At 41.6% G+C, this 26,302-nt stretch carries 23 protein-coding genes and 2 pseudogenes; 16 read left to right on the top strand and 9 right to left on the bottom strand.

Going from position 1 to position 26,302, the window contains the following annotated elements:
- Positions 1–25 precede the first annotated feature (25 nt).
- From prpC to GQS54_RS23090, 4 genes are all read right to left on the bottom strand, one after another.
- A complete protein-coding gene (gene prpC / locus GQS54_RS17925) occupies positions 26–1,150 on the bottom strand; it encodes a 2-methylcitrate synthase (protein ID WP_166425302.1) in 1,125 nt (374 codons plus the stop codon).
- A 141-nt stretch (positions 1,151–1,291) separates the two neighbouring features.
- A complete protein-coding gene (prpB, locus tag GQS54_RS17920; protein WP_166425301.1) occupies positions 1,292–2,170 on the bottom strand; it encodes a methylisocitrate lyase in 879 nt (292 codons plus the stop codon).
- Between the two features lie 99 nt (positions 2,171–2,269).
- Positions 2,270–2,941: a GntR family transcriptional regulator gene (locus GQS54_RS17915; RefSeq protein ID WP_166425300.1), complete on the bottom strand. Its 672-nt coding sequence runs from the start codon at positions 2,939–2,941 to the stop codon at positions 2,270–2,272.
- Positions 2,942–3,301: 360 nt separating this feature from the next.
- Positions 3,302–3,469 carry a hypothetical protein gene (locus GQS54_RS23090; RefSeq protein WP_205967823.1) on the bottom strand — a complete coding sequence of 56 codons (168 nt, stop codon included), beginning with the start codon at positions 3,467–3,469 and terminating at the stop codon, positions 3,302–3,304.
- 325 nt (positions 3,470–3,794) lie between these two features.
- Between GQS54_RS23090 and GQS54_RS17910 the strand changes: the two genes are divergently transcribed.
- The gene (locus tag GQS54_RS17910) at positions 3,795–4,139 is read left to right on the top strand and encodes a type II toxin-antitoxin system RelE/ParE family toxin (protein WP_166425299.1); all 345 of its coding nucleotides are present in this window, start codon (positions 3,795–3,797) and stop codon (positions 4,137–4,139) included.
- Entirely contained in the window at positions 4,126–4,440 is a 315-nt protein-coding gene (locus GQS54_RS17905; RefSeq protein ID WP_166425298.1) for a type II toxin-antitoxin system MqsA family antitoxin, read from the top strand. The genes GQS54_RS17910 and GQS54_RS17905 overlap by 14 nt, the downstream gene beginning before the upstream one ends.
- A gap of 68 nt (positions 4,441–4,508) precedes the next feature.
- Here the strand turns inward: GQS54_RS17905 and GQS54_RS17900 are convergent.
- Positions 4,509–4,935, bottom strand: a pseudogene (locus GQS54_RS17900) (IS4 family transposase); the annotation flags it as partial.
- A 151-nt stretch (positions 4,936–5,086) separates the two neighbouring features.
- Between GQS54_RS17900 and GQS54_RS17895 the strand changes: the two are divergent.
- Together GQS54_RS17895 and GQS54_RS17890 are read left to right on the top strand one after the other, a co-directional pair.
- Positions 5,087–5,479: a MoaF N-terminal domain-containing protein gene (locus tag GQS54_RS17895; protein WP_166425297.1), complete on the top strand. Its 393-nt coding sequence runs from the start codon at positions 5,087–5,089 to the stop codon at positions 5,477–5,479.
- A 767-nt stretch (positions 5,480–6,246) separates the two neighbouring features.
- The gene (locus GQS54_RS17890) at positions 6,247–6,909 is read left to right on the top strand and encodes a nitroreductase family protein (RefSeq protein ID WP_166425296.1); all 663 of its coding nucleotides are present in this window, start codon (positions 6,247–6,249) and stop codon (positions 6,907–6,909) included.
- A gap of 507 nt (positions 6,910–7,416) precedes the next feature.
- Here GQS54_RS17890 and GQS54_RS17885 read toward each other — a convergent pair.
- Positions 7,417–7,871 (bottom strand): annotated as a pseudogene (locus GQS54_RS17885) (transposase); the annotation flags it as partial.
- Between the two features lie 256 nt (positions 7,872–8,127).
- On the opposite strand from GQS54_RS17885, the gene GQS54_RS17880 reads away from it, so the two are divergent.
- Together GQS54_RS17880 and GQS54_RS17875 are read left to right on the top strand one after the other, a co-directional pair.
- Positions 8,128–9,525 carry a diguanylate cyclase gene (locus tag GQS54_RS17880; protein WP_166425311.1) on the top strand — a complete coding sequence of 466 codons (1,398 nt, stop codon included), beginning with the start codon at positions 8,128–8,130 and terminating at the stop codon, positions 9,523–9,525.
- Between the two features lie 469 nt (positions 9,526–9,994).
- Complete coding sequence (locus tag GQS54_RS17875) at positions 9,995–10,216, top strand: hypothetical protein (protein ID WP_166425295.1); 222 nt, start codon at positions 9,995–9,997, stop codon at positions 10,214–10,216.
- A gap of 87 nt (positions 10,217–10,303) precedes the next feature.
- On the opposite strand, the gene GQS54_RS17870 is transcribed toward GQS54_RS17875, so the two are convergent.
- Positions 10,304–11,533: a serine hydrolase gene (locus GQS54_RS17870; RefSeq protein WP_166425294.1), complete on the bottom strand. Its 1,230-nt coding sequence runs from the start codon at positions 11,531–11,533 to the stop codon at positions 10,304–10,306.
- Between the two features lie 151 nt (positions 11,534–11,684).
- The gene (locus tag GQS54_RS17865) at positions 11,685–12,890 is read right to left on the bottom strand and encodes an anhydro-N-acetylmuramic acid kinase (RefSeq protein ID WP_166425293.1); all 1,206 of its coding nucleotides are present in this window, start codon (positions 12,888–12,890) and stop codon (positions 11,685–11,687) included.
- A 189-nt stretch (positions 12,891–13,079) separates the two neighbouring features.
- On the opposite strand from GQS54_RS17865, the gene GQS54_RS17860 reads away from it, so the two are divergent.
- The 9 genes from GQS54_RS17860 (at position 13,080) to GQS54_RS17820 (ending at position 24,083) form a co-directional block, all read left to right on the top strand.
- Complete coding sequence (locus GQS54_RS17860) at positions 13,080–15,824, top strand: TonB-dependent receptor (RefSeq protein ID WP_166425292.1); 2,745 nt, start codon at positions 13,080–13,082, stop codon at positions 15,822–15,824.
- Between the two features lie 345 nt (positions 15,825–16,169).
- Entirely contained in the window at positions 16,170–16,652 is a 483-nt protein-coding gene (locus GQS54_RS17855) for a DUF2127 domain-containing protein (RefSeq protein ID WP_166425291.1), read from the top strand.
- 190 nt (positions 16,653–16,842) lie between these two features.
- On the top strand, positions 16,843–17,106 hold the full coding sequence (locus GQS54_RS17850; RefSeq protein ID WP_346766590.1) for a DUF1656 domain-containing protein: 264 nt from the start codon (positions 16,843–16,845) through the stop codon (positions 17,104–17,106).
- A gap of 5 nt (positions 17,107–17,111) precedes the next feature.
- A complete protein-coding gene (locus GQS54_RS17845; RefSeq protein WP_166425289.1) occupies positions 17,112–17,972 on the top strand; it encodes an HlyD family secretion protein in 861 nt (286 codons plus the stop codon).
- 10 nt (positions 17,973–17,982) lie between these two features.
- A complete protein-coding gene (locus tag GQS54_RS17840) occupies positions 17,983–20,031 on the top strand; it encodes an FUSC family protein (protein ID WP_166425288.1) in 2,049 nt (682 codons plus the stop codon).
- A 206-nt stretch (positions 20,032–20,237) separates the two neighbouring features.
- Entirely contained in the window at positions 20,238–20,561 is a 324-nt protein-coding gene (locus tag GQS54_RS17835; RefSeq protein WP_166425287.1) for a DUF2956 domain-containing protein, read from the top strand.
- A 511-nt stretch (positions 20,562–21,072) separates the two neighbouring features.
- Complete coding sequence (locus GQS54_RS17830) at positions 21,073–21,768, top strand: hypothetical protein (RefSeq protein WP_166425286.1); 696 nt, start codon at positions 21,073–21,075, stop codon at positions 21,766–21,768.
- 3 nt (positions 21,769–21,771) lie between these two features.
- Positions 21,772–22,461 (top strand): hypothetical protein, encoded by a 690-nt coding sequence (locus GQS54_RS17825; RefSeq protein ID WP_166425285.1) that lies wholly within the window; start codon positions 21,772–21,774, stop codon positions 22,459–22,461.
- Positions 22,458–24,083: a peroxidase gene (locus GQS54_RS17820; RefSeq protein WP_166425284.1), complete on the top strand. Its 1,626-nt coding sequence runs from the start codon at positions 22,458–22,460 to the stop codon at positions 24,081–24,083. Before GQS54_RS17825 ends, GQS54_RS17820 begins: the two co-directional genes overlap by 4 nt.
- Before the next feature lie 243 nt (positions 24,084–24,326).
- Here the strand turns inward: GQS54_RS17820 and GQS54_RS17815 are convergent, their stop codons facing one another.
- The gene (locus GQS54_RS17815) at positions 24,327–25,109 is read right to left on the bottom strand and encodes a DUF599 domain-containing protein (protein WP_166425283.1); all 783 of its coding nucleotides are present in this window, start codon (positions 25,107–25,109) and stop codon (positions 24,327–24,329) included.
- Positions 25,110–25,774: 665 nt separating this feature from the next.
- Here GQS54_RS17815 and GQS54_RS17810 point away from each other — a divergent pair.
- Complete coding sequence (locus GQS54_RS17810) at positions 25,775–25,981, top strand: cold-shock protein (RefSeq protein ID WP_158770526.1); 207 nt, start codon at positions 25,775–25,777, stop codon at positions 25,979–25,981.
- Positions 25,982–26,302 lie beyond the last annotated feature (321 nt).

Here is a 26,302-nt window from a genome sequence, read left to right as displayed (position 1 = left end):
TAAACACTCGCCCCGCCCTAACAGCTTAGCGCTGACTAATAGGTGACACTTTACGCGGCTCTGGCCCAACATAATCCGCACTTGGGCGGATAATACGATTGTTGCTGCGCTGCTCCATCACATGTGCTGCCCAGCCTGTTAAACGCGAGCAAACAAAAATAGGCGTGAACAATTTAGTCGGAATACCCATAAAATGATACGCAGACGCGTGGAAGAAATCAGCGTTACAGAACAGTTTTTTGCTGTCCCACATAAATTCTTCACAGGCCACTGAAATGTCATACAAGGATGTATCGCCATTTTCATGAGCCAGTTTTTCAGACCAGGCTTTAATGATGACGTTACGTGGGTCAGACTCGCGGTAAATCGCATGGCCAAAGCCCATGATTTTTTCTTTGCGCTCAAGCATGCCGGCCATTTTTTCTTTGGCATCCGCTGGCGAGCTAAATTGCTGGATCATGTCCATAGCCGCTTCGTTTGCACCGCCGTGCAATGGCCCACGCAATGTACCAATAGCACCCGTTACACAAGAGAACATATCAGACAAGGTTGATGCACAGACACGCGCAGTAAAAGTAGAGGCATTAAACTCATGCTCTGCGTACAAAATAAGGGATACATCCATGACTTTGCGGTGCTGTTCAGACGGCGTTTTACCATGCAATAACGCTAAGAAATGGCCGCCCAGTGAATCTTCATCTGTGGTGCAATCAATCTCAACACCCTCGTGGGTAAAGCGATACCAGTAACACATGATCGCTGGAAACGCGGCCAACAGACGGTTAGCGGCTTGCTGTTGTTGTGCAAAGTCTGCCTCTGGCTCAAGGTTACCTAAAAATGAGCACCCCGTGCGCATCACATCCATAGGGTGTGCTTCTTTGGGGATCAGTTTTAACACTTCTTTTAGTGCTTGTGGCAAATCTCGCTGTGTGCGTAATGTGGCTTTATACTCATCCAATTGTCCTTGGTTGGGTAGTTCGCCATTAAACAATAAATACGCCACCTCTTCGAAGGTCGCGTTGTCGGCTAAATCTGAGATATCATAACCACGATAGGTTAAACCAGAGCCTGACTGCCCTACGGTACATAAACTTGTTTCACCTGCACTTTGACCACGTAAACCCGCACCACTTAATTTTTTATCAACCATAATTTGCTCCTAAATAAGTATTTGTTAGCACCCAAATTCATCGTTATATTTATCTTCATCTGGGTAACGTCATTTAATGCTATTTTTGTTACCAATTATTTGCTTGCTAACATTTATATGCTGCTCGCTTATTAGCTACGCCTATTTGTTTTTGCCTTGGGCAAAGAGGCTATCTAACTTTTGCTCGTAATCGTGATAATTAAGGTAATCATAAAGCTCCATACGGGTTTGCATCTGATCCACAACAGAGGTTTGATCACCTTGTTCTAAAATCGCACTATAGACATTTTCAGCGGCTTTATTCATGGCACGAAATGCACTTAATGGGTAAAGCACCATGGCTGCGCCCCACTCACCTAGCACCTTTTTATTCCATAATTCGGTTTGGCCAAACTCAGTAATATTGGCCAAAATGGGCACATCTAACGCCTCGGCGAACGCGCGGTAATGCTCTTCTGTTTTTATCGCTTCAGCGAAGATACCGTCTGCACCGGCAGCAACATATGCTTTGGCTCGCTCAATGGCAGCTTCTAGCCCTTCTTGAGCGAAAGAATCTGTGCGCGCCATAATAAAAAAGTCTGGGTCGGTGCGCGCATCAACGGCTGCTTTGATCCGGTCTACCATTTCTTCTAAGGGCACAATTTCTTTATTCGGGCGGTGACCACAGCGCTTTTGTGCCACTTGGTCTTCCATGTGCACAGCAGCGGCACCAGCCTTTTCCATATCACGCACGGTTTTGGCGATATTAAATGCGCCGCCCCATCCTGTGTCGATATCCACTAAAAGCGGTAAATCACAGGCCGATGTAATGCGTTGCACATCCACAATCACGTCATTGAGTGACGTCATGCCTAAATCTGGTAAACCATAAGAAGCGTTCGCGACGCCGCCGCCGGATAAGTAAATGGCTTTATGACCAATCTTCTTGGCCATCATGGCGGAATACGCATTGATCGCTCCAACGATTTGCAGCGGCTTATTATCGACTAACGCTTGGCGAAATTTTTGACCTGGGCTCATATTACTTGCTCCTTAGAGTAGTTATTTAGCGTTGAGGTGAACATTCACCCCTACGCCACAATTAAAAGATTATTTAATGACAGCACAATGACGGCAACGCTAGGCTTCAAGCTGTGGCGCTAATTTGCGCTGAATATTATTTTTAGAATATAAAATATGGCGACGCATCAGCATTTCTGCTAACTCACCGTCTCGATTACAAATGGCTTGCACGATATGTTTATGCTCTTCAAATGCGGTACTGACCCGCGGGCCAGACATGCCTAATTGCACACGGTACATACGCACCAAGTGATAAATACCGTTGACGAGCATGGCAATAAGATGGTTATTCTTGCTACCTAAAATAATCCGGTAGTGAAAGTCCACGTCTCCTGCTTCTTGATAATAAGAGCCATGGTTTTTTACATCTTGTGAGTGCACATTCAGCAAGGTATTCAAATCAGCGATTTCTGCATCTGTCATATTTTGCGCCGCTAACCGCGCCGCCATACCTTCTAAAGACTCACGCACTTGATATAAATCTACTAAACCTTCAGGGGAAAGAGACACCACCCGCGCACCCACATTGGCTTTGCGCTCAACAATATGGCACGTGGCTAAACGGTTAATCGCTTCGCGGATCACGGCTCGGCTCACACTGTACTTTGTCGACAATTCGGTTTCGCTTAATTTTGAACCAGCCAGTACCACACCTTCAACGATGTCTTTACGCAACTGAAAAAAGGTTTTATCAGCAGCAGTAATGGGTTGCTCAGTTAGGTTTAGCATGGTTTTAGCGTGGTTCCCGATAAAATAAGCGACAGATAATTTCTGATTTTCAGGTAAGTCAGATACCTAAGGTTGTCGACAATATAGCAGAGTAATAAGGTATTTCAAGTTTTAATAGCGGTAATTGTCGACAATTTGATGTTTTTTAAGTTTGGGGATGTGCTGCGCTGCGCTTATCGTGATCCATGACGAGTATGACTCTCGTCTCTACGAGCCAGTAACTTCTTTTCAACAGCCAAAAGAAGTCACCAAGACAAAATGGTCGGGAACCATTTTGAACATCCGTAGGATGGCCCGCAGGGCAAAGTACAGGACGTACTTTGTAAAGGCCGACCTCCAACCAATCTTTTATCCCTATTTTTATGCACCTTCAATGTCAGAGCGGCGAAAGGAAACATCCATGTAAAGCACTTCGCTAACTAAGCTCTTCGAAAACTCATAATACAAAACTGTGTTTAAACCCGTCCTTGGTGGTTCTCCCCATAACGGAGTTACAGCTTCACCATCCATGGTGAATCGTTCACCCAATAGGAGCATTGCTCCTAAGAGCCTCGGATTCCCCCCTGTCTGGACACCTGACAAGCCTAATAAAAATTTGGAAAATTGGAGTCGTGAAAAAGCCTAAAGCAGCGATGGCGTCGCCAAAGAGAGTTGACTCGAGAAACGAGGTGCTTCGTAGTTAAATTATCCGAATATTCATCGACGAATACTGTCAAAAAAGAGTAAAAGAAGTAGCCACTTTGATCGGGAAAGTTTGAGTCGGGAGAAAGACAAAACCCGCGGCTGATGAAGCTGTTATAACTCATTTATATCCCTCCTTGCCTACTATACGCGATTTGCGTACACTTTAATTATGAAGTGTATATTCGTAGAATCAAAAATATTTGAGAAATATCGAGATGACTACCTCAGTGATGAAGAGTTTAGGCTGTTTCAAGCTGAACTAATGTCAAACCCTAAGCAGTGGGACGTAATTCAAGGTACAGCTGGTTTGCGGAAGCTTCGAGTTGCAAGTAAGGGTAAAGGTAAAGGTAAAGGTAAGCGTGGTGGTTCACGTGTCATTTATTACTTTTTTGATCAAAAACGATGCTTCTATTTACTCACTATTTATGGGAAGAGTGAAATGTCAGATTTAACCGCAGATCAAAAGAATCAATTAAAGACTTTTATGGAGGTATGGCGCAATGAGCAATCGTGATTTATTTACAGAATTAAGCTCGGCTCTTGTTGAAGCAAAAGAACATACAGAGGGGAAGCTTACCCTTAAAACACATCAAGTTAATGACTTAAATGAACTTGATATTTCACCTAGTGAAATTGTACATATTCGAGAAAAATTTAATATGTCTCGTGGTGTGTTTGCAAGTTTGCTTCATACATCTTCTCGTACATTAGAGAACTGGGAGCAAGGACGCAGTGCTCCAAATGGGCAAGCAATCACTCTTCTAAAATTAGTACAACGTCACCCGGAAACTCTCACGCACATAGCAGAGCTATAATCGGATAACCAGCAGATACAAAGACCCCCATATTAAACAGATAGGTGAGATACTCGCTAGTTACCATAAAAAGGATTATGACTAACTGGGGGAGTTGTATTGAGTAAACGAAAACCCCCGCTCATTCAGCTTGACGTTACGCCCTTGGCACTGACCGATGCATTTAAGGTTAAGTGTCGGAGCTTCTCCCTTACATCAGACCAATCGACAAGTACAACGGGCATGAGGTTCGCACCGCAAAGCAACCGTGCGTGCCAGCGATAAATATCTAATCGTTCGTTGTGCAGTTGTCTTTTACCGAGCAGCCTGTCTATACGTTTTATGTCGTATTTTAGGGCGACAGAGCCTGCTATGTTACGGCCCAATTCGGTTAGCGACAGTGTTGTCCATACAGTAAGGATTGTATGGCAACCATAAGAGAAGAAAGACGTTTGCATGTCGATTGGGCCATTGCTTTTTAAGCAAATCGTGTAAGATATGAATATCACGCGTGATGCTTTGCAGGTAACAGCTTGGTTAGTTTTTGGCCAAATGCCTGCTTTTATAAAAGACATCAAATAGCGCAATGCGTATTTATATTATTGTTTCCGCTTAATATTATGAGGGGATTCGTTAGATGCGAGCGTTATACGCTAAAGGAAATATGATGAATAAATTTATACTACTTATATCTATATTATTGTTCTCCATCAATGCAATGGCTTCAGACGAATTAGTGGAACCAACAAGAAAACTTAATGGCTCTGAAATCACTTATGAATATACAAGCGGTAGATCTTACAATGTAAAATTTGAAGAAGCGGGTATCAGCTATAGGTATCTCACTGGTTCTAAACCTGAAACGTGGTGGGGTCCATTTCCCTATCAAGCATTTGAAATTGAAAAAGAAATTTATATGCTGTCTTGGTTTGAAGCTGGGTATGGTGACTATGTTACGCTACTAGTAAATTTCAATAATAGACTGGTGTATGGTAGCGCTATTATCAGCGGCAAAGAGGTTCACTTTCATGGCGCAAGAATAAAGATAGTCAATCCATGACAACTTAACAACTTAGATAGACATCCATCTTAATATATATATCTTTCACTTTAAGCTACTGAAAATAATCACCTCAAGCCCGATACAAGCCCAAATTGTAAAATACGTTATTCGTGCAAAAACTTTGTAAAATCAAATTGTTCAAGGCAAAGTTCACAGAATATAAAAATTAAACTAAGGCGAGGGAAATGGTTAGATACAGTCGACTTTTTTGCAGCCTTGTTAGGCTTCAAATTAAGCTATGAGCCGACGACCTTTATCAACAGAACCAGCAGGCACTTACCTTCTTTATAAAGGAGCGTATTCGAATTGGTTTTTAGTGTTTAGTGCATTAACGCTGCTAGGTTTTGCACTTAAAATTGCAGAACCAGAAAGCGTTATATTAGCGCTAATGGGATTGATTTTTCTCTATTTTTTTTTGCTGCTGTTGATGACGATCTAGAAATATCGACAATGTATAAAAATATCAGTTGGTACAGAAATTATTGCACAATAACTTACGTGTCAGGTGCGTTAACTGGATTTCTAATTCCTTTTGATAATACCCAGCTTATTTCATTGTTAATGGCTTTACCCGCACTTATAAATGCAGCTTTAATATGGCCCCACATAACAGTGATTACTTATAGAAAAAACTACACCAAACTTTTTGGGGTGGTTGATGCATAACAATCCAATCAATCCGAGGTTAACTCGCTACCCTCACTTTGTCGGTTAATTGGGGCATTATGCGAAAACAATTTACGATCAAATTTTAAGGAAATATTATGAATGAAAAACATCCAATAATTGAAGATCTTCTTTGGAGACACTCTACAAAAAAGTACGATAAGTCTAGAAAGGTTCCGCAAGAGGATCTTAATATACTCTTTGAAGCAATGCGTCTTTCAGCATCGTCAATCAATTCACAACCCTGGAAGTTTGTTGTGATTGAAAGTGATGAAGCCAAAGAAAGAATGAGCAAGACTTTTGCCCATAAATTTCAAATTAATCAACCGCATGTTTTTGATAGCTCAATGATCATTCTCTTTGCATACAACCCTCGTTACACTCGCAATGATTACGTTGAAGTAGTGGATAAAGGTATCGCTGACAAGCGTACTAAACCCGAAAATAGAGATAGTGCTTTTGGTGGTTTGCTTTTTGCTGAACTTAATACAGATGAATCTGGTGATACCAGTACTTGGACTAAAGCTCAAACTTATCTTGCTCTGGGAAATACTCTGCATACTTTAGCTCGTCTTAAAATTGACTCCACACCTATGGAAGGGATTGATAGCGAGCTAGTAAATGAAGAGTTTAAAGAAGAACTAGGTGGATATTATTGTGATGTCGCTTTGGCTATAGGATATCATCACACTCAAGAGGACTATAACGCCAAGCTTCCAAAGTCACGACGAGAATTGAAAAGTATTTTTGTGCATATTTGAACAAAACTGGTGAGGTGCATAATCGGGCAGCCAGAGGACTCTAACCTCCAGTCCCCACAACACCCTGCACTAAATGGTTGGCCTCGATGACTCCGCACAGGGCGTTTCACTAAGATAGTGAAGCGCAATCCATCACTCAATGAATAAAGCCCCTCGAGTTTAAGTAATCAAGCGATAAAGCACGATTGATCCCCAGGGTTGAAAAAGTTGGGTCAGGAAAAAGTTGGATCGGAATAAACTTTTCAGTAGACCAAGTAAAAACAAGAAAGTAAAAAGACACCCAACTTAATAATCACTCCCATATTGAAGGTGAAATTACCCTAAAATTTTTAGGGTAATTTTGGCCCGATAGATTGAAGATTTTTACTGGAATATTAAGCGTTGAAGGTGAAAAGACAGCGCAAGGTGAAATCGTAGCCACGGGGCTAGGCTACAAGATATGTATAAGATGTATTTATTAATTCCGCTTTAAGTGCGCTTTCACAATTCTCTGGCTTTGGTCATTTCTCACAGTCGTTGATGATGGGTGTGGCGTTTAAATGCATTCATCTTTTGCTCCGCACCTGCTGCGTAGCAGAAGTGTTTTTCAAACTCAGTAGTTAAGGTTAGCCATTGAGCACTATCTAACCCTAACCTTTGTAGAAAAGGACTGTGAGTGTTATCGATATGACCAGCCTTATCATCACGAATGCATCGGCCTGTAGTCTCTACCAACTCAAAATATTCTTTGAGTGAATAAGCGACACCTCGAAGTATATTTTAACGAGGATTTCCTACAAAGGGCACCAAAACACCCGGTTGAGGTGTTGGTTTTTAATGGCTTGAGTACGTCTTTTGATACTGGTGTACTTTGCCGTTTCGGGTGTTTTTGCCATTTTTACGCGAATAGGATTTAAGTCCACATACACCATGCACGCCAGAACGGCACTTTCATCTAGAAGTACTTGTGAGGTAAATCTACCTGCCTACCAATTTATTGGGAAAAATTAGAATCGCGTTAGCGGGCTTCGAAGAAGTAAACGGCATGCATGTTGTGAATAAAATAAGGCGTATCAATTAGACTAATTTGGCTTATCGATATCACTCCTACAGGAAAAATATATTAGTCGTTTTAGACGCTGAGTTTTGCTTAATTTACTCGTTTATACGAATTTTCACTCAGGTCTTTGATTTTTGTTATAGTCTTTCGTTATGTATTGCCAATGGTATGAAAAAGATATGGGGGATTTTGACGGCCTTACTTTAAAAAACTTGCTGGAAAACGCCAACATTGGTGTGGTAATTCATAAGTGGGATACTTCAGTTATCTATGCTAACCCAGCCGCATTGCGTTTTATGCGGTTAACCCATGAGCAATTTATTAATCGCGATGCGTATGATCCACAATGGCGTTTCATTGATGAGGCAAACAGACCATTGATCAATGATCAATACCCCGTTTCTCAGGTAAAAAGATTTAGAAGCCCGATTCACAACTTAGTGCTTGGCGTTATCGACAGCACCAGAGACAAACCGTCTTGGTTTATGGTCAATGCGTATCCTGAGTTAGCAGAAAAGGATGAAAATAGTTTTATTGTGGTGACCTTTAACGATATCACCGCTAATAAAGACATATTCTCCTTTCAATCTATTGTAGATAACGCACAAGATATTATTATCGTCACTGAAGCTGATGAACTAACCGCACCATTTGGGCCACGCATTATTTACGTGAACGATGCTTTCGAAAAATTGACCGGCTACACGCGTGAAGAGGCGATTGGCGAAACCCCAAGAATTCTACAAGGCAAGGACACCGACAAGGATGAGCTAAAACGCATCAGCTTGGGTTTGCAAAATAAACAAAATGTGTCTGCTAATATCTTAAATTACACCAAGACTGGGCATCCCTATTGGTTAGGTTTAAATATTTTTCCACTCAAAAATAAGCACGGTGATGTGACCCATTTCGCCGCTATTGAACGCGACGTAACGAATGAGATATTCAATGCAGAACAACTTGAAACCCATAATAAAAATTTAAAATCATTAAAGTCTAATTTAGAAGATCTGGTGCGGCGCAGAACACGAGAATTACATGATGCGAATAAAGAACTGTACCGTTTTGCTTATCAAGATGTGCTGACCAAAATCCCTAACAGGCGGTTTTTCTTAGAGCAAGCGGAACAGCAAATTAGTCGAGCAAAGCGTGGGGGCCAGATTCTGCTGGTAGCAATGTTAGATATAGATAATTTTAAACACATTAACGATTCATACGGGCACGAAGTTGGTGACAATGTACTGGTTAAATTGGCAGAGTCTTTTGCTATCTTTTTCAGAAAAGAAGATATTTACGGTCGTTTTGGCGGTGAAGAATTTGTATTTTGCCTACTCCTGCAAGACAACAAACAATCCGCTGATATTTGTGAACGTTTACGTAAGAATATCGCCGAATTGGAGTTTCATTCCAGTCCAACTAAGTGCTTTAGTATTACCGTCAGCATAGGCGCTTCTGTCTCCGCTGTCTGTGCTGAGACAACGCTGGACGCAGAGCTTAATGAAGCGGACGCTGCACTGTATAAAGCCAAACGGCAAGGACGAAATCAAGTCGTTAGTGTATCGAAACCCAATCCCTAAATGGCGAATTAAGTGAATTAGCAGCATCAGAGTCGCTGATGATAATTTAGTCCGCCGAATGCCACACGCTCTACGATGCCCCGTGTATACGTATCCAATTTTAGCTTTATCAGTACCTAAATTTGACCACTTTCTAGTCAAGGTTTATTGCAATATACAATCGTAACTTTCGTTCTGTAAGGCTTGTTTTTGTTAGTTATTACAATAAGTTGGGTCAGAGTAAACTTTTCAGTGTATTTACCTCACAAGGTCTTCGGATGTATCGCTTTTTAATACGGCTGCAATAGTCATTCCGGTAATCAGCAAGATCTTGCTAGGCCCACTGAGTTTACGAGTAAAAAAACCCACCTACACAAAGCAATATTGTATGTTAAAATCGGGCATGTAAAAAGGCAAATATATGCGTGTGCGGGTTGATTTTGATCGATTCTAAATACTCAGATTAGTGATTTTTATAGGATATTATTTAATGGAAGGTATTTTAAGTAGTTTTGGGCTCGCAGGGGTCATGGTGTATGTGGCATTCATTATATTGTGGCTTTTGGTGCCGGTATTTATTTTTGTTATTTCAAGGCGAGTTAAAGAGATGCGGGACTTGGCTCGTGACTCACAAATGGAAATAATGGAACTCAATACGAACATTAAATATTTAAAACAAAAATTTGCTGAGAAAAGCGAGCCGCAGGTTTAATCAACAGACGTGCTTACAACCACGCCGACAAATCCGTCGTTACTTAACCGCTTAAATAGCGGCTAAGTATACAAGCAGATAGATACCCTACATTTCTTTTATTTTCGCTACTATGGCTGCGTCTAGCGCTTTTTCATGTGTTTTATATTCACTTGGGCCAGTTGCTTCGGGGCTATTGCCGTGTTTAGCAATAACAAGACCGAGTTCGGGGTAAACGGCGATTGCTTGGCCGAAGATACCCGATGCACGAAATCTATTGCTGTCACTTTCCAGCCACCACTGATAGCCGTAGTTGGGGTAAGTGTCTGATGGGGTAACTGAGTCTGTTAGCCAGTTTTTTGCGAGTGGGGAATTTTCCGGTGACGGGAGTTGTTCATAGGCGAATTGGCCTACTTTTGCGAAATCACGCAGGCTTGCTAACAAACAACAACCGCCTGTTTCGACGCCATTCGGCCTATCTAATACCCATAATGCATCGTTTTCCATGGCGTAGGGCTGCCATATTTTATCTTGTAAGTAAGTCGCGGCGTTATTGCCTATGGCTGAGCGTAAAAGCTCGCCAATTAGATTTGATTCAGCGGTGTTGTAGTTAAAGACGGTGCCTGGCTTATGTGCTCTTGGCAGCGATTTTACATAGTTAATTAGCGTAATGCCGTTTGATGCACCCGCTTGTGATACATCTGAATTCGGGTCGCTGTAGTCTTCGTTCCACTTGACACCTGAGTTCATGTGCAACACATTTTTGATACTCGCTCCGTCGTAAGCTGAGCCTTTTAATTGCGGTAAGTAATCTACGACTTGATCATCGATGCTTGCGATATAACCATCTTTAACGGCAGCGCCAATCAATAAGGAAGAGACTGATTTAGTGACAGAAAATGATATCCAACGGGTGTTTTTATCATTGCCATCGGTATAGTTCTCGTATACTAGGTCGCCGTCTTTTAGTATCACAATACCGATTGCACTTTTCAGTTTGATGAAATCCTCGATGTGGTATTTTTTACCCTCCACTTCGTATGTGATTTCACTTAACCCGATGTCATTCATTACCATAGGTATGGCAGTGTTAGATTTGGCGACCACTCTTGTAGGCCACATTCTGCCGATGCTTTTAAAACCAATCGCCCGTTCTTCTTGGGTCCAAAATAAAATTTCTGTGCTGCGCTCCACTAACTTATGCTGTTTAATAAAAGCGTCGTCTGCTAACTCGTTTGCGTATGCATTGCCGAGAAAGAGTGTGATGACGACCAATGAAAGTCGCCAAAAACGAATAGTATTAGTCCTTAACTGGGTAACCTTTTTTTTATGCTGCATTTACCATTTTCCTTAACCCTGACTACACGAATAAAAGTGCGGTGTTACTGTAACCATCTAGTTAACGCACTGATAATAGGAACCTAATTTCATGCGGTAAGATATAACATGTTATTAACATGGGCAAATATTGCTAAATCACCCGTGCTATTTAATCAGGAAAGCTTATTTTGCCCATGGTGATATCAGGGATCCCTTGGGCTATATTGCCAAAAGGTTGCTGCCCACCTACCAAACATTCATTGGCTAAAATCGCAAACAACACGGCCTCTTTAGCATCTGGGTTTATACCGAGTTTATTGGTATCTTCAATAGTGGAAATTCTTGGGCATAAGCTAAGAATATGTTTCATTAACAATGGATTATGAATACCGCCACCGCTGGCATAGACACTAAAATCACCTAAGTTGGCTGCGCAGTCGTTGATTGCTTGCGCAATCACGTACGCCGAAAAGAAATTAAGGGTTGCCATCACGTCTTGAGGGGCTAAGTCTTGGGTATTGCTTCGGAGTTGTGCATCCATTAAATAGCGTAAATTAAACACTTCTGGCCCGGTGGTTTTAGGGAAGTTTAACGCAAAAAATTCGTGCTGCTTTAGAGCCTCTAGTAACGCTTGATGTATCTTACCCTGACCTGCGATTGCACTGTCTTTATCATAATGCAGCGGGGCAAAGTGTTTTTGCACGTAAGCGTCCATAATGGTATTACCTGGGCCTATATCAGAACTAAAAACCGTACTTGAGTCAGCGGTGAGGGGTAAATAGGTTAAGTTAGCAATGCCGCCCATATTCAATAAAATACGATTTTCTTGACCACTGGTAAAAAACAAATAATCACCATAGACCGCCAATGGCGCACCCTCGCCTCCCCCAGCGATATGTTTTTGACGAAAGTCAGCTATGGTTAAAATGCCTGTTGTCACCGCTAAGTGGTCAGCATCGCCAATTTGTAAGGTGCCGTTACCAAATTCCTTTTGCCCATGCTGACGCAAAGGACAGTGATATATGGTTTGCCCATGGCTAGCAATGGCATCGATATCCGTTGCTTTTATGCCCCATTTGGCCAAGCATTGATTGACCATTTTACCATGCAATACCCCTATCCAGGGATTCAACAAGGTCACTTGCTGTAAATCTACTTGGCGCTGGGCAAAAACACTTTTTATATGTTGTTTGTAATCGTCGTCGTAATCTACCGTGCAAAACTCTACTAGCTCAATTTGGGTATCAGTGCCGTGACCTTCGATTCGACACAATGCCACGTCTAATCCATCTAAGGACGTGCCGCTCATTAAACCGATAATAACGCGCGAGCGTTTTTTAGCACTGCGGTAAAGTTGCTCTATATGCGTATTCATTATTAGTTTTGACTCGACTTTATAGTTCAATGACATGTTGGTAAGAATAATTTATCAATAATTTTTTTATTTACAAGAAACTTTTATTGCAATTTTTATTTTCCTAGAGTGATAATGACCATGCTGTACAAAATAAAATCAATCATGGCATATTTTTTTTAACGGATATCGACACGGGATAGAAAACACATGAAACATCGAACTTACTCTACCAAGCTGCAACGACTCGCGCTAACGCCTGTCACCCTAGCAGTCACGGCGGCCCTTTTCAGTGCGGCGCCTATGGCGCAAGAAGAAGGTCCAAAGCAAGATAAAACCGAGGTCATTTCTATCACGGGCTCGAGAATTCAACGTACAGAGCTAGTATCGAGCAGCGCTGTGGCCAGTGTCGATGAAGTGCAAATCAAGTTGGACCGCGCCGTCAACGTTGAAGATATTACCAGTAAATTGCCCCAAGCGGCAGCGGGAGCGAACAGCACAGGCTCTACCGTGGGCGATTCATTTGGTTCATCAACAATTGATCTTCGAGGCTTAGGACAAAACCGCACTTTGGTGTTAATTGACGGTACCCGGGCTGTGCCGTTTAGTTTCCGCAACTCAGTAGACGTTAATATGATCCCCACGGGATTAATTAAGCGTGTTGATGTACTGACAGGCGGTGCTGCCGCTATTTATGGCGCCGATGCGGTATCTGGCGTGGTTAACTTTATTTTGAACGATGATTTTAACGGGGCGGAATTTTCTAGCAGCTATGAAACCGCTGACGGTGGCAACGAAAAAATCAATTTCGAAGGTATTTTTGGTGGTGATATTGCCGATGGTTCAGGCCATATCACCGGATATGTAGGTTACTCTGAACGTAAAGAGTTGCTGGCTGGTGAGCGTGATTACGCCATGAAAAATGCTAATTCAATTATTAACACAGGCGGTTATTATACTGACGTTGCCACTGGTAATGCATTTGCTATCAACGCTGGCGGGAGCGTGGTCGATGAGCGCCAAACTACTAGCTCTACCGCTGATCTTTACCTGACACAACCCATGAAGCGTTTGTCTACCGGCTTACTGTTTGATTTTGATTTAACAGACAACGCCACAGCCTATGGCCGCGCCATGTACTCCAAAGTAACGGTTGAAGGCGCTGGCGCAAGTGGCCAAGCACCTATTTCGGTTAATCAACAGGTTACACTGAATGCTGATAATGCCTTTTTAAGCGACGATATTCGAAATAGATTAACATTTGACAGCGATGGCAACGCACAAGTAAATGTTGAACGAAACCTTGGGCTTGGTGTTCAGCACACTGAAGCGGTCCGTGACTCCCTTCAACTGCAATTGGGCGTGAAAGGCGATATCAATGATTATTTGCGTTATGACGTGTATGGTCAGTACGGTCGCACCGATGAAACAGCAACCATTTATAATAATGGCTATAAAGTCGATGGCTCCGGTAACAATCGGTTTGCTGCGCTGGCCAATAGCGTCGATATATTTGACCCTAATCTCGATTTATCCAGCTTCAGTGATCCATTAATTTATACCACCCGAGAACGGACTCAAAGTGTGTTAGCGGCTACGCTATCAGGTGATTCGTCAGCGGTTTTTGAATTACCTGATGGCCCTATCAATTTTGCCATCGGTTATGAATATCGTAAAGAAACGGGCAAACAGACTCCAGGTGATGCTTTTAGAAATGGTACCAGTTTCGCGTCAGTCAGCGCTTTTGATATGGATGCGGGCTTTGATAGTGAAGAATTTTACGCAGAAATACTGGTACCCGTGGTATCAGACGTCGCTTTTGCCAAAGAAATTAGTCTCGAAGGGGCGTACCGTATTTCGGATTATTCTAATACAGAAGCAGAAGACACGTATAAAATCGGTCTTAACTGGGCCATCAACGATGATATTCGCCTGCGTGCAAATAAGTTAACGGCTTTTAGAGCCCCCAATCTTGGCGAGTTTGCCAGCCCAATTAGCGGTTTGTCACTTGCCTTGTTTGACCAAACGAGCGATCAATTTGTGGCGCGATTTGCCGGACGTTATAACGGCGATCCTTGTTTACTAGGCACTGGCGATACAGCACAATGCGAACGCTATGGTGCCCCCGCTGTTGATACTCCATACGATTCGAGCACCGCGCAATATACCTATGGTGGTAACCCTGATATCAAGCCTGAACAAGCTGAATCTGAAACCGTAGGCGTAGTATACACTCCTGAGTACATTGAAGGTTTTGATGTTTCCTTCGATTATTATCACATTGAAATATCTGATGCGGTAAGTCAAATTCAGCCGGGGGCAGCCTTACAAAGCTGTTATATTGATAATCCTGATGCGAACAATCCATTGTGTGGCGCCGTATTGCGTGACCCAACGACAGGCTTTATCACCACTGCCATTGTCAACGACTTTAACCTAGCGTCAATCGAGCAAAGCGGTATTGATATAGCTACCAATTATATGATGGATGCACCCGAGGCTCTGGGCGGTACGCTTAAGTTGAGTTACCAAGGTAATCTGGTTACCAAGCAAACTCGCCAAAGTAATGCCACCGTCGCCGCGATTGATTGTAAAGGCACTTATGGCAGCGCGTGTTCAGGAGATTTCGCCAGTGTGTTACAAGCAGATTATAAACACAGAGCAACCATTGATTGGAACCTAGATGCGATGAATTTTCAACTGGGCTGGCGACGTATTGGCGATGTGGATTACGCGTCTGATCGCTCAACCAGTATATCAGCGCAAGATTATTTTGACTTTGCCGCTTCTTGGCAAGCAACAGAGCAAGTGGTATTGAATTTCGGTATCGACAATCTTTTTGATAAACAACCACCCATTCCACAAGCAGGTGCGAATCACTTCAATACCGTTAGTGATTACGATGTTATCGGCAGAACCGTAGGATTGGCAATACGATACTCCCCGAGCTTTTAATGTTTATTAAACGCTCGAGTTGTTAAACCAGGCCCTGTAAACACAGGGCTTTTTTGTGTATGAGTTAATCGCTATTCAATAAAAAATGAGATTGTATGCAACTAACCGCATTAAAAAAGCGTTGCTGGGTTTTGATTAATAATACCCATATAGTGGCTGCCTAATTGATCGATGCAATGCCAGTAAGGATTGTCGCCCGCTTAAGTGTTTTCATAAACCCCCTTAAGCATGTGAACTTTTTGATTACAAAACGGTTTAATTAACCAGCGACTCAATCGTCGTTACGCATTATCATTCCACGTAAGTAGTCGATAAATTCTTACCTTGATTTAAATAGAGAGCAGTATGACGTCATCAGAAAATGGCCTTAAAGCTATTGCAGTCTTAGAGGGCTTTAAAGGTTTGCTTGCTCTTATGGTTGCCGTCGGTATCCATATTCTAGCCGGACGAAATTTACAGCAGGTGGCGGAGTCAATTGTCAGTCACGCTCACTTGAATCCAGCGAGTCATTTACCCAGCATCTTTATTCATGCCGTCGGCAACGTCTCAGCTAGCAATATGAGTCTAATTGCTATCGGCGCACTGGCTTATACTGTGATCAGGTTTATTGAAGCTTATGGGTTATGGAAAGGACTCGTATGGACGGAGTGGTTTGCCTTAGTCAGCGGCGCTATCTATATCCCTTTTGAAGTGTATGAAATCCTATTCCATACCAGTATCGTAGGTGTTGGTGTGTTTGTAATAAATGTCATCGTCGTGTGGTATATGGCAAACTTACTTCTACGGCAAAGAAAAAACCGAACGCTTGCGGAAGATTTATACAGTTAGATAGCAGGACAGTGACGATTAGGGCAAAGTGCAAAGTGCAAAGTGTCCAAATCATCGTTTGCACTGAGAATTACCCACAACACCCGTTAAACACCAACAACAAATAAGTAAAGTTCATTTTTAGTTACATTGACAAAGTGTTTTTATCGCGTCGTTAACGGCACAATAGCCGTTATTACGCCACTATTTTATGCATGTTCATACAGGTTTTATAACTAAGCCTAGTTTTCTGACAATAGGATATTTCTTTATGCTTCAGGCTGTTGTTTTGGGCGGAGTAGAATTTAGCCCTCTGGTGGTATATTTCCCTATTGCTTTTATCTTAACCGCTGTGACGCGTTTTATTTTGCATCGCTTAGGCTGGCACGACAAAATTTGGAAAGTGTCGTGGTTCGAGGTGTCAATATTTGTATGCTATTTGGCCCTAACCGTATATTTACTTAGTGGAAGATAAGTTCGATGACAAAATATATACGTATTATTCTGACAATACTGGTGGTTATAGCAGCGCTATTCGCTGGGCGTTGGGTGTGGAATGATTATATGCATACCCCATGGACCCGTGACGGTCGCATTCGCTCTGACATCGTCACCATTGCACCAGATGTATCTGGCTGGGTGACGCACTTAAATGTAAAAGATGGGCAAAGTGTAAAAAAAGGCGAACTGCTTTTTAGTGTTGATAATAAACGTTATCAAGCCACGTTAGAAAAAAGCCAAGCAAATACAGAAAATGCATTGTATTCCTGGCAACTGGCGAAGCATAAATATGCCCGTCGTGTTGAATTAAAGAGTCAAAAAGCGATTAGCGAAGAAGATTTAGAAGCAACGCGCATCAGTACCAAAATAGCGGAAGCCAACTACCAATTGGCTAAAGCTGAACAAACGCTGGCGCAGTTAAATTTAGACAGAACGCACATTACTGCGCCGGTCTCTGGTCAAGTCATCAACCTAAATTTGCGCCAAGGAAACTACGTAGGACAAGGTGTATCAGTATTTGCCATTGTGCAAGCTGACTCGTTTTACGTTACCGGTTATTTCGAAGAAACAAAAATTCCGCTAATTTATCCTAATCAAAAAGCGAAAATAGCGTTACTTAGCGCAGGCGAACCGTTAACGGGTCATGTGGTTAGCGTGGGCAAAGCCATTGCTAATACCAATACTCAAAGCAATGGTCAGCTTTTACCCCAGGTACAGCAAACGTTTAACTGGGTTCGTTTATCCCAACGAATACCCGTTGATATTAAGTTAGACCCATTGCCAGACAACACCCAGCTTAGTGCTGGCATGACCGCCACAATACACCTCGCTACGCAATAAGGAGAATACCTTGAATGTCGTGTGGCGAAATCTGTTTTTTCCCAAGAAGCAGGCTGTAATTTTTGCCCTCAAAGGTGTTATTGCCATGGCAATGGCCCTGACTGTCGCTATGTTGCTTAATCTTGACCGGCCTTATTGGGCGTTAGTTTCGGCAATATTTTTACAGTTGCGTCCTGAGAGCGGATTAGTGATTGAAAAAGCAATATGCCAAATAATAGGCACCGTCATAGGGGGGCTATTTGGCATATTACTGTTAACCCAACTGATGCCCTACCCTTATTTAGCGCTAGGTACATTAGCAATTTGGCTAGGATTAAACTCTGCACTATCGGCCATGGTACGCCAAGCAAACTTTGTTTACGCCTTTGCAATGGCAGCAGTTACTGCCGAAATTATTGTACTGTTAGTGATGGCTAACCCATCGGCGGTTAGTAGCTTAGCTGTATTTGATATTGCTCAGGCCCGCGTCAGCGAAATAGTGGTTGGTTCTATTTGTGCCGGTCTTGTGAGTCATTTATTTTGGCCCGTACAAATAAAGGATTCATTACAAAACCAAGCACGCTCGGTCATAAATCAAACCTTAAATTACTTGGTTACCGAACTCGATCACAATGGCTCGCATGACAAACGTCACCAACAAATTGATGGGATCATGACCACGTTAGGCGTTATAAACGAAGATTCTAGCGCAGTGCGCTATGAAGGCCCCAAAGGCCCTGGTCGCTCTAGAGCGGCAAATCAACTGGCACAAAAAGTCCTTTCTTTATTAGCGTTAATTCAAATTTTTGGTCGTTTGCAGCGTAACCATGCACAACTAATAAGCCCTGCACTAGCGCAATTACTGAATAGCTTACAAGTGGTGTTTGCGCGCATCACTGAGTCTAACGATTATGAATATTGTGCCGAGCAAATTAAAGCCCTTCGTAAAGCATTAACAGAAGAGCGAACCAATAATGTGTGTGAAACCCCCTTTGATTCTCATATGTTTAATGTTGGCCTTGATATAGCCGCAGATCTCACCATATTGCTGCGCGCTTATCGGGCACTAGAAGAGCGTGATAAAACCTTACTAAATGCCCCTAGCATGTTGACTTACCGCGATCCTTTGGCGGGCATAATAGTAGGATTTAGAACAACGTTAGTATTTTTAATTGGCGCATTTATTTGGATAAGTACCGGCTCTTCGGCTGCCTTGATGATCATGATTTTACCCGTGATCTTCTCGATTATGTTAGCCCGAATACCTTTGGCTATCTTACGCGTGGTAATAAAACGCCTTTTAATGGGTGTGGTAGCAGCCTGTATTGTCACTATCTTTTATGCATTGAATTTACTGGCACAAAGTGGCGGACAATTAGAAATATTATTATTAGTGTTAGCTGGCCCTTATTTTTTAGGATTACTGCTACTCGCCGATCGTGAAACATTGCCTTATGGTTTAGGCTTTTGCATTCCATTTTCGATATTAGTTAGGCCAAGCACCGATATGAGTTTGGCATTTTCAATCGATTATACGCTTAGCGCTGGTATGGCTATTTTCGCCGGTGTAAGCATTCTATTTTGGATTTTTCACCTCTTTACCGGTCCGAGTGTTCGATTATTGGTGCATCGTGTTTTTAAAGCGACCTATGAAGATTTACGCGAGATTGGTGAACATGAAACCCCAGCTATTTGGTATAACCGTCGAATGTCAGACCGACTATTGCGTTTAGTCAACTACGATCAGGGTTCTCATTCTCGGGCTATTACCGATCTTGCTTTAACGGCCTTGAATCTGGGACATGCCACGGTGCGCTTGCGTTCAATCTGTGAAAACGTTGCAGGTAAGGATTTAAAGTACTTAAAACAATGGCAACTTTCATTGGCCGATGCGTTTCTATTGGCCAGTAAAGGTAAGACCGATGATAAATTAAAGCGCAACTCAGATTTACTCTATCAAGAGCTAGAATCTAAAGTTAACGAGTCAACACAGGTTGAGGCTATACAAGGAATGTTTATACGCATTAACCTTACATTAGAAAGAAGTGCTGATCAGATAAGTAACCAGAGCACAGGTTAAGAGCCCATCCGCCACTCACTACGTTAACCTTGTAAAGACTCAAATTTCAAAATAAATTCTGTTATTCTGCTTAAGGTATACACGGCGCGTCTACCGTTATGTTAATGGTGATAGACCTCATTTAGTCAAGACTATCAGCATTAACAAATGAGCAAGCTACAATGCGCGTAGACCTATAAATTCAAGCTAAAAAATATGCGAGAAAAATGAAACCTAAAGTATCCCCACAAGTTGAAGCACAAGCGATGAAAATGGCTAAAGGAAGGCAAAAAACGGGGCAAACGAAAGAGCAAACCAAGTTGATTGCCCAAGGTATTCAAAAGGGCATTACTGAGTATAAAAAACAGCAAGGCATAAAATTACGTGAAATAGATAAGCTGCGTAAACAGAAGGCCAAACAACCTGAAAATAAAAATACTGAAACTCCGGACGAGATCACGCATTCTACCCCGATGACATCTCTACCGTGGGTATTGCTGACGTCAAGCTGGATAGGCTTTGTCGCTTATATTGTTTGGCAGCACGTTTAGTATTCTTGACAGTTTACGTATTTTGGGACGTGTTTTTTAACGAAAATAAACCGCTAACTCTAGCAAAAAATGTAATGCCGAGCGTCTGTTAAAGCCATATGAGTAGTATCAGCAGCGCTATTGTCCAAAAACAATCTCTTTAGACCTCATTCGATTAGCCACATTCGCTGCTATACGCATCTGCATTTTTGTAGCCTTCGTCTTACATTTATCGTCACATTGCCCATTTTTTTTGCACTTAAGCTTATACGGTTTCTATTTTAGACAGTAGGAGGACGCTGAAAATAGCTTCAAAGAGAAAATCAGTTTACACGCCCAGCCCCTCGACACGCAATCATAAAATAAGCAATGTATTTACCGCCATCCATTGGGCAAATTTGACCGTTGTAGACTATAAATAAAAGAGAAACGTCAGTTTTTGTTGATTACGACTCAAAATTATTAGCTCGATGATTTTCACGGTAAATCGACATTTTCGCCATCACTTAAACATCATAAAAAGGAAAGATTGATGTCTAATATCGCCGGTAAATCCTATGCTATGAATGTGATAACGCCAATCACAGGCTGGGTATATTATGTAAATAGAATTAAATTCGCAGCCGTTCAATTTTCCGTATCAAGAAAACTAGGCACCACTGGTTTTTGGGGAAATTTAGTACCATTGAAACTGACTAACCTAATATACGCGCGGTTAAACGGATTATTAACGTTGTCACTTATTCATTACGCTCGATGGACCATCATCAAAAAATTCCCACATATTGATGCGTCACAACCTAAAGAAGAGCTTAAATATCACTACATGTTATTTTTTAGCAACTTTAATGGAAGTTGGAAGCAGTATGTTGATTCCTTTCATATGGCCATTCCTAGTGGACTAGATTTACTCTGGTATAAGAATATTAATTATCCAAATTCAGTCCCGTTACAACCCTTTCATAACTACATTACATACAATCAAATTTGGACAAACCACTATTACAATGCTTATCCCCTTGCTGCATCAAATGATATTAAAGGTGCACAAGAATTGAAGGAAGCGCTGGGTAAATTTATTAATGAAAGCGACTTAGACAATGATCCTGAATTATTTCAACACCGTTTCGAAATGCTATTGGATAGCCAGCAACGAAATTTAGGGTTAATGGCTCCGACGCCAATCATCAGCTTATCAGCCAAAGCCGTAATGGAAAGGGAGTGTTAAATCATGGGTAACCGATATGGCAATGCTTATGGTCTTACCGTGCTGATCCCCGTCAAACCTGGTATGGAGAACAATAGATCCTACGACAAAATTATTCGCGATCAGATACAACAATGGCCTAAAGATAGTCGCTCCCCATTGGCGCTGGTACCCAACACCTATCTAGCAAGAGTATTTTTATTACAGGATGTCTTTTATGAAGGAGCGCCGGCTGTTGAAGAGCACCTGAAAAATAAATACTTGGTCTTTACGAGCAATTTTCATGGCGAATTAGACGCCTATTTATATGGTATGTGGGAAGAAATTAACGTTGTTCTCAAAGCGTTACTCAAACATTGTTTTGCCTTTGAAAATGTAACGTCCGGCACCGATTTTGTTCGTTATATCAAAAAATGTAAAATTAATAACAGCCTATATTTTAATGGCTCAAATGACAAACCTTTGCCTGAACAACTCAAGGCACTATATGTCAAGCAAGCGTTTATACACTTCGCATATTTAACCCAACATTTTCGTTATCAAGGTGAAACCGGTGCTATTAATTTGCAGCAGTCTTTCAAAAAATTTATTGCCTTAATTGATATTGAAAATCTTAACGGTAACAGTTGGCCGATTGCCGCAAACCAAGTGCCAATAGAAATTGAAAGAGATGTAAAAGCAACTGTCGTTGCTCACCAGGAGGCGAGCAAATGAATATTAATGAAGCAATTTTAGATCTGCATGATATTCAGGGAAATATAGTATATGGCTATGGTCGATGGGGGTATCCGCTGTCACGATATTTGTTTTTCAAAATAAAAGATAAACAACAAGGAATGGAATTTGTTAAAGGTTTGGTTCCGCTAGTCACTAGTTCCGCTCCATTAGACAAACAGAATGATGGCATACCCCCGCTCGCAACAACCAATCTGGCTTTTACCTACGCAGGTTTGCGAGAATTAGGCTTGCCGGATGAATCAATGCGAAGTTTCCCAGAAGACTTTCGAATGGGCATGAAGGCACGCAAAGATATTTTAGGCGATGATGGCCCTAGCGATCCTGAAAATTGGGATCCAATTTGGCAAAATAATTACGACGTACATATGTTTTTAAGTATCAACGCGACCTCAGAAGGCGATTTAATTCAACGGTTTGATCAAGTATTAGCACTCGTTAATAGAACAGAAAATGGCGTAGAGTTACTTGACGGACACAGAGATGGCGACGGTAAAACCTTAAGCAAATATCAATCTGGTAACGCTATAGTAATTGATGGTAAACCTACCGCAAATGAACATTTTCACTACGTTGATGGCATCACCAATCCAGTGTTCAAAGGTCAAGGTAGGAATCAAGCGGATACTGTCGGAGCAGGAAAACCCACTAGAGCATCAGCTAACACCGAAGATGGATGGCAGCCTCTCGAGACAGGCGAATTTGTACTGGGGCACAAGGATGAAAGCGCTGAATATCCTAAGGCTCCGATCCCAAGATTGCTCTCCTACAACGGCAGTTTTATGGTGTATCGCAAACTTCATCAAAATGTCGGTAAATTCACCTCTTATTTGAAAGAAAAAAGTGAGCACTTTGGTGATGACAAATTATCTGATGATGAAAAACAGGAAACCTTAAAGGCTAAGTTTGCAGGACGGTGGTCTAATGGCGCCCCCTTAGCGTCTTACCCCGACTACGCTTCGGCAATTAAATTTGGTGAGCAGTGGCAAAGTGCCACTGATACCCTATTTTACCAATCTGACGCTACCAGCGAACAAAAAAAGCAAGCTCGGCTAATTTATCAAGATTTGAAAAGCAAACGAAGTGGCTTTAACTATGCGAATGACACTCAAGGTGCGAGATGTCCTTTAGGTGCGCATACTCGGCGCACTAATCCCAGAGGATCACTCGAATTCGATACGGATGGCGCATTCGACACCCCTGGCGCAATGGTTAATAGACGACGAATTTTAAGGCGGGGATTACCTTACGGTGACTCGACTGACCGCACTGATAATGAACGTGAACACGGCACTATTTTTATGGTAATCAATGCCAGTATTGAGCGGCAATTTGAATTCGTGCAACAGCAATGGATAAACTACGGAAACGATTTCAAACTCAGCAATGAAAAAGATGTTTTGCTGGGTAATCACGACATCACTCAAGATGGCGCGCCAAATGGCAGAACGCTGATCAATGCAAACAAATCGTTGGGGCAACCAACGTTTATGTGCTCTGGTATACCCCGTTTTGTGGAAACGAGAGGAGGTGATTACTTCTTTATACCAAGCTTAACGGCGCTGCGTATGATTGCAGAGGGGATTATTGACCCAACTTAAGCGAACCATGCTTATAGGCGCAAGCAAGACTATTTCGCAAAGGTCGTTATGGCGCTATCAGTGGCTATTCTGCTTGTTAGTGGACGTCGCAATTTGTGCATTGGTTAATAGCAGTTAAAAAAATTAGTCTCCATGGGGATTTTCACCCCCTCGATAGGCATTATTAAAATTGAAAACTTCTATTATGTTGATGACATAATAGAAGTTTGAATTTGTCTGCTTTGGGCTGCCCACTGACTTTCTTTACTTTACAGTACGGCCATTATCTTCGGCGCTCTTATGCTCTGAGTCCAAGGAATAGTCCCTAAGTTCAGGCGGGTAAGTATCTCTTAATATTTCGAGTACGGGGGAATGAAAATCCCGGATATACAAAATGCACGTTACCCAAATAGTCGCCACAATAAAGGCTGCGGGATGTAAGAACCAAGTTGAGGCTGCAATCCCGTAATAATAGGAGCGGATACCTCGATTAAACTCATTACCTGCACAAGAGTTTACGCGAGCCATTCTTTTGGCTGTTTTGAGTCGATATTCTTCTGAGGGCATGTTCTCTCGATAAGGACTGCCGCCAATCAAAATACACAAAAAATTAAACTGCCTTAAGGACCAAGTAAATTTAAAATAGGCGTTAACAAATATAAATATCAGTAAAATCAGTTTTAATTCAATCAAACCGCTGGAAACCGCTTGAGCAAAAGGTATGTCTTCAGAAAAACTAAGTAAGCGTTCTACCGAGCCAACTAAAGCGAATAAGCCAGCAATAATATAAATAGTCGTTGATGCATAGAATGAGACACTGGCCATGAGGTTACTTGTAAGACCTGCACACGCAACGGGGATCTCCCTTGAAGCTGACTCCATAGCCCACTGTAAACGATATTCATGGGTAATCCCTATCAAGCCTTTTCGGCCCTTCTCTCCTCGCTCTAAAATAAAGCGGTAACCCATCCAACAGCTAAAAAATAATGCTACGCCGAAATAATCTACCCAAGATAAAAGCAAAAATATATTTTTAAGATCGTCCATATTATTTTTATAATCCTTCTATGGCTGTGTTCTTTGTTGGGTTAGTGATAGCGCGTTACACACATTTTATCATTAGATGATAGCAAAACTAACTTATTGAGTTTGCTTTAATTTTTCATATATATAGGGCATGCAGCTTCAGTTCCTTAACCCCCATTCCCATAGCATTTAATTAAACGAATTATTCGCTGTTTAGGTTAGTTAAACGGAAACCCATGGAAATGTAATGCTAGGATTATTATTTTAGTGGTGTAATGAACCTAGATATAAATTTAAGCGCAATGTGACAGTGATAGGAATAAAAATACGCGTTAGTAATGAAATTATTATTACTAGCCATGTTAGTCCATATTCTAACATTTCTTGTTCTGATAGCAGATATAGACAAATACGCATTAAATAAAATGTAAATTGAACTCATTAGTAGCGTCCGAATGAGAAAATTATGGGTATTTTAGGCTTTTATAAACTTTAATTTTAAATTTTATATGCCTGCATCCCATATTTTACGGCAGATGCGCAATTAAATATTAAATAATTGGGATTGAGGTATTGTTATTGACATAATGTGTGTAAGATACACCGCATAAGTTTTTGGGTATGCGGATTGGTGAGTTCGGGTACTAAATAAACAAAATTTCACCTAATTAAATGAGTAAATATAAATGAGTAAAGGTACAGTTAAGTGGTTCAACGCAGATAAAGGTTTTGGCTTTATTACTCCTGAAGATGGCGGAAAAGATCTTTTCGTTCACCATTCTGAAATTCAAGCAGGTGGCCAATTTGCGTCTTTAAATGACGGCCAAGAAGTTGAATTTGAAGTTGGACAAGGTCAAAAAGGTCCTTGCGCTAACAAAGTAGTAGCAATCTAATCTGATTTTCAAGCTGCCGTAATGGCAATTTGGAAACAAATAGTAATGTAAACCTGGTTTGCATTACTAATACGATTGAATATAGAAGGTGCTTGTTTGGTTATACCGCTTACGTAATGTAAAGGTATAGTTGCCACAGCACCTTTTTTGTTGCCAAAAATTAAATAATTATAATATTAGATTTTGCTCAATATAGCAGTCCTAAACTAAGCCCAATATAGCCTTTCAATACTCTTAACGTCCCTGATTCTACTGGTAGACCTTTCCTCCTTAACAATTACAAGTGCTGCAATTAAGAAGGAAGAAATACCTAATTAAGAA

The sequence above is a fragment of the Paraglaciecola sp. 20A4 genome, assembly GCF_011378905.1.
Taxonomy (GTDB): domain Bacteria; phylum Pseudomonadota; class Gammaproteobacteria; order Enterobacterales; family Alteromonadaceae; genus Paraglaciecola.
Note: the sequence above shows the minus strand (reverse complement) of the source record. Positions and strands in the feature narration are given on the sequence as shown.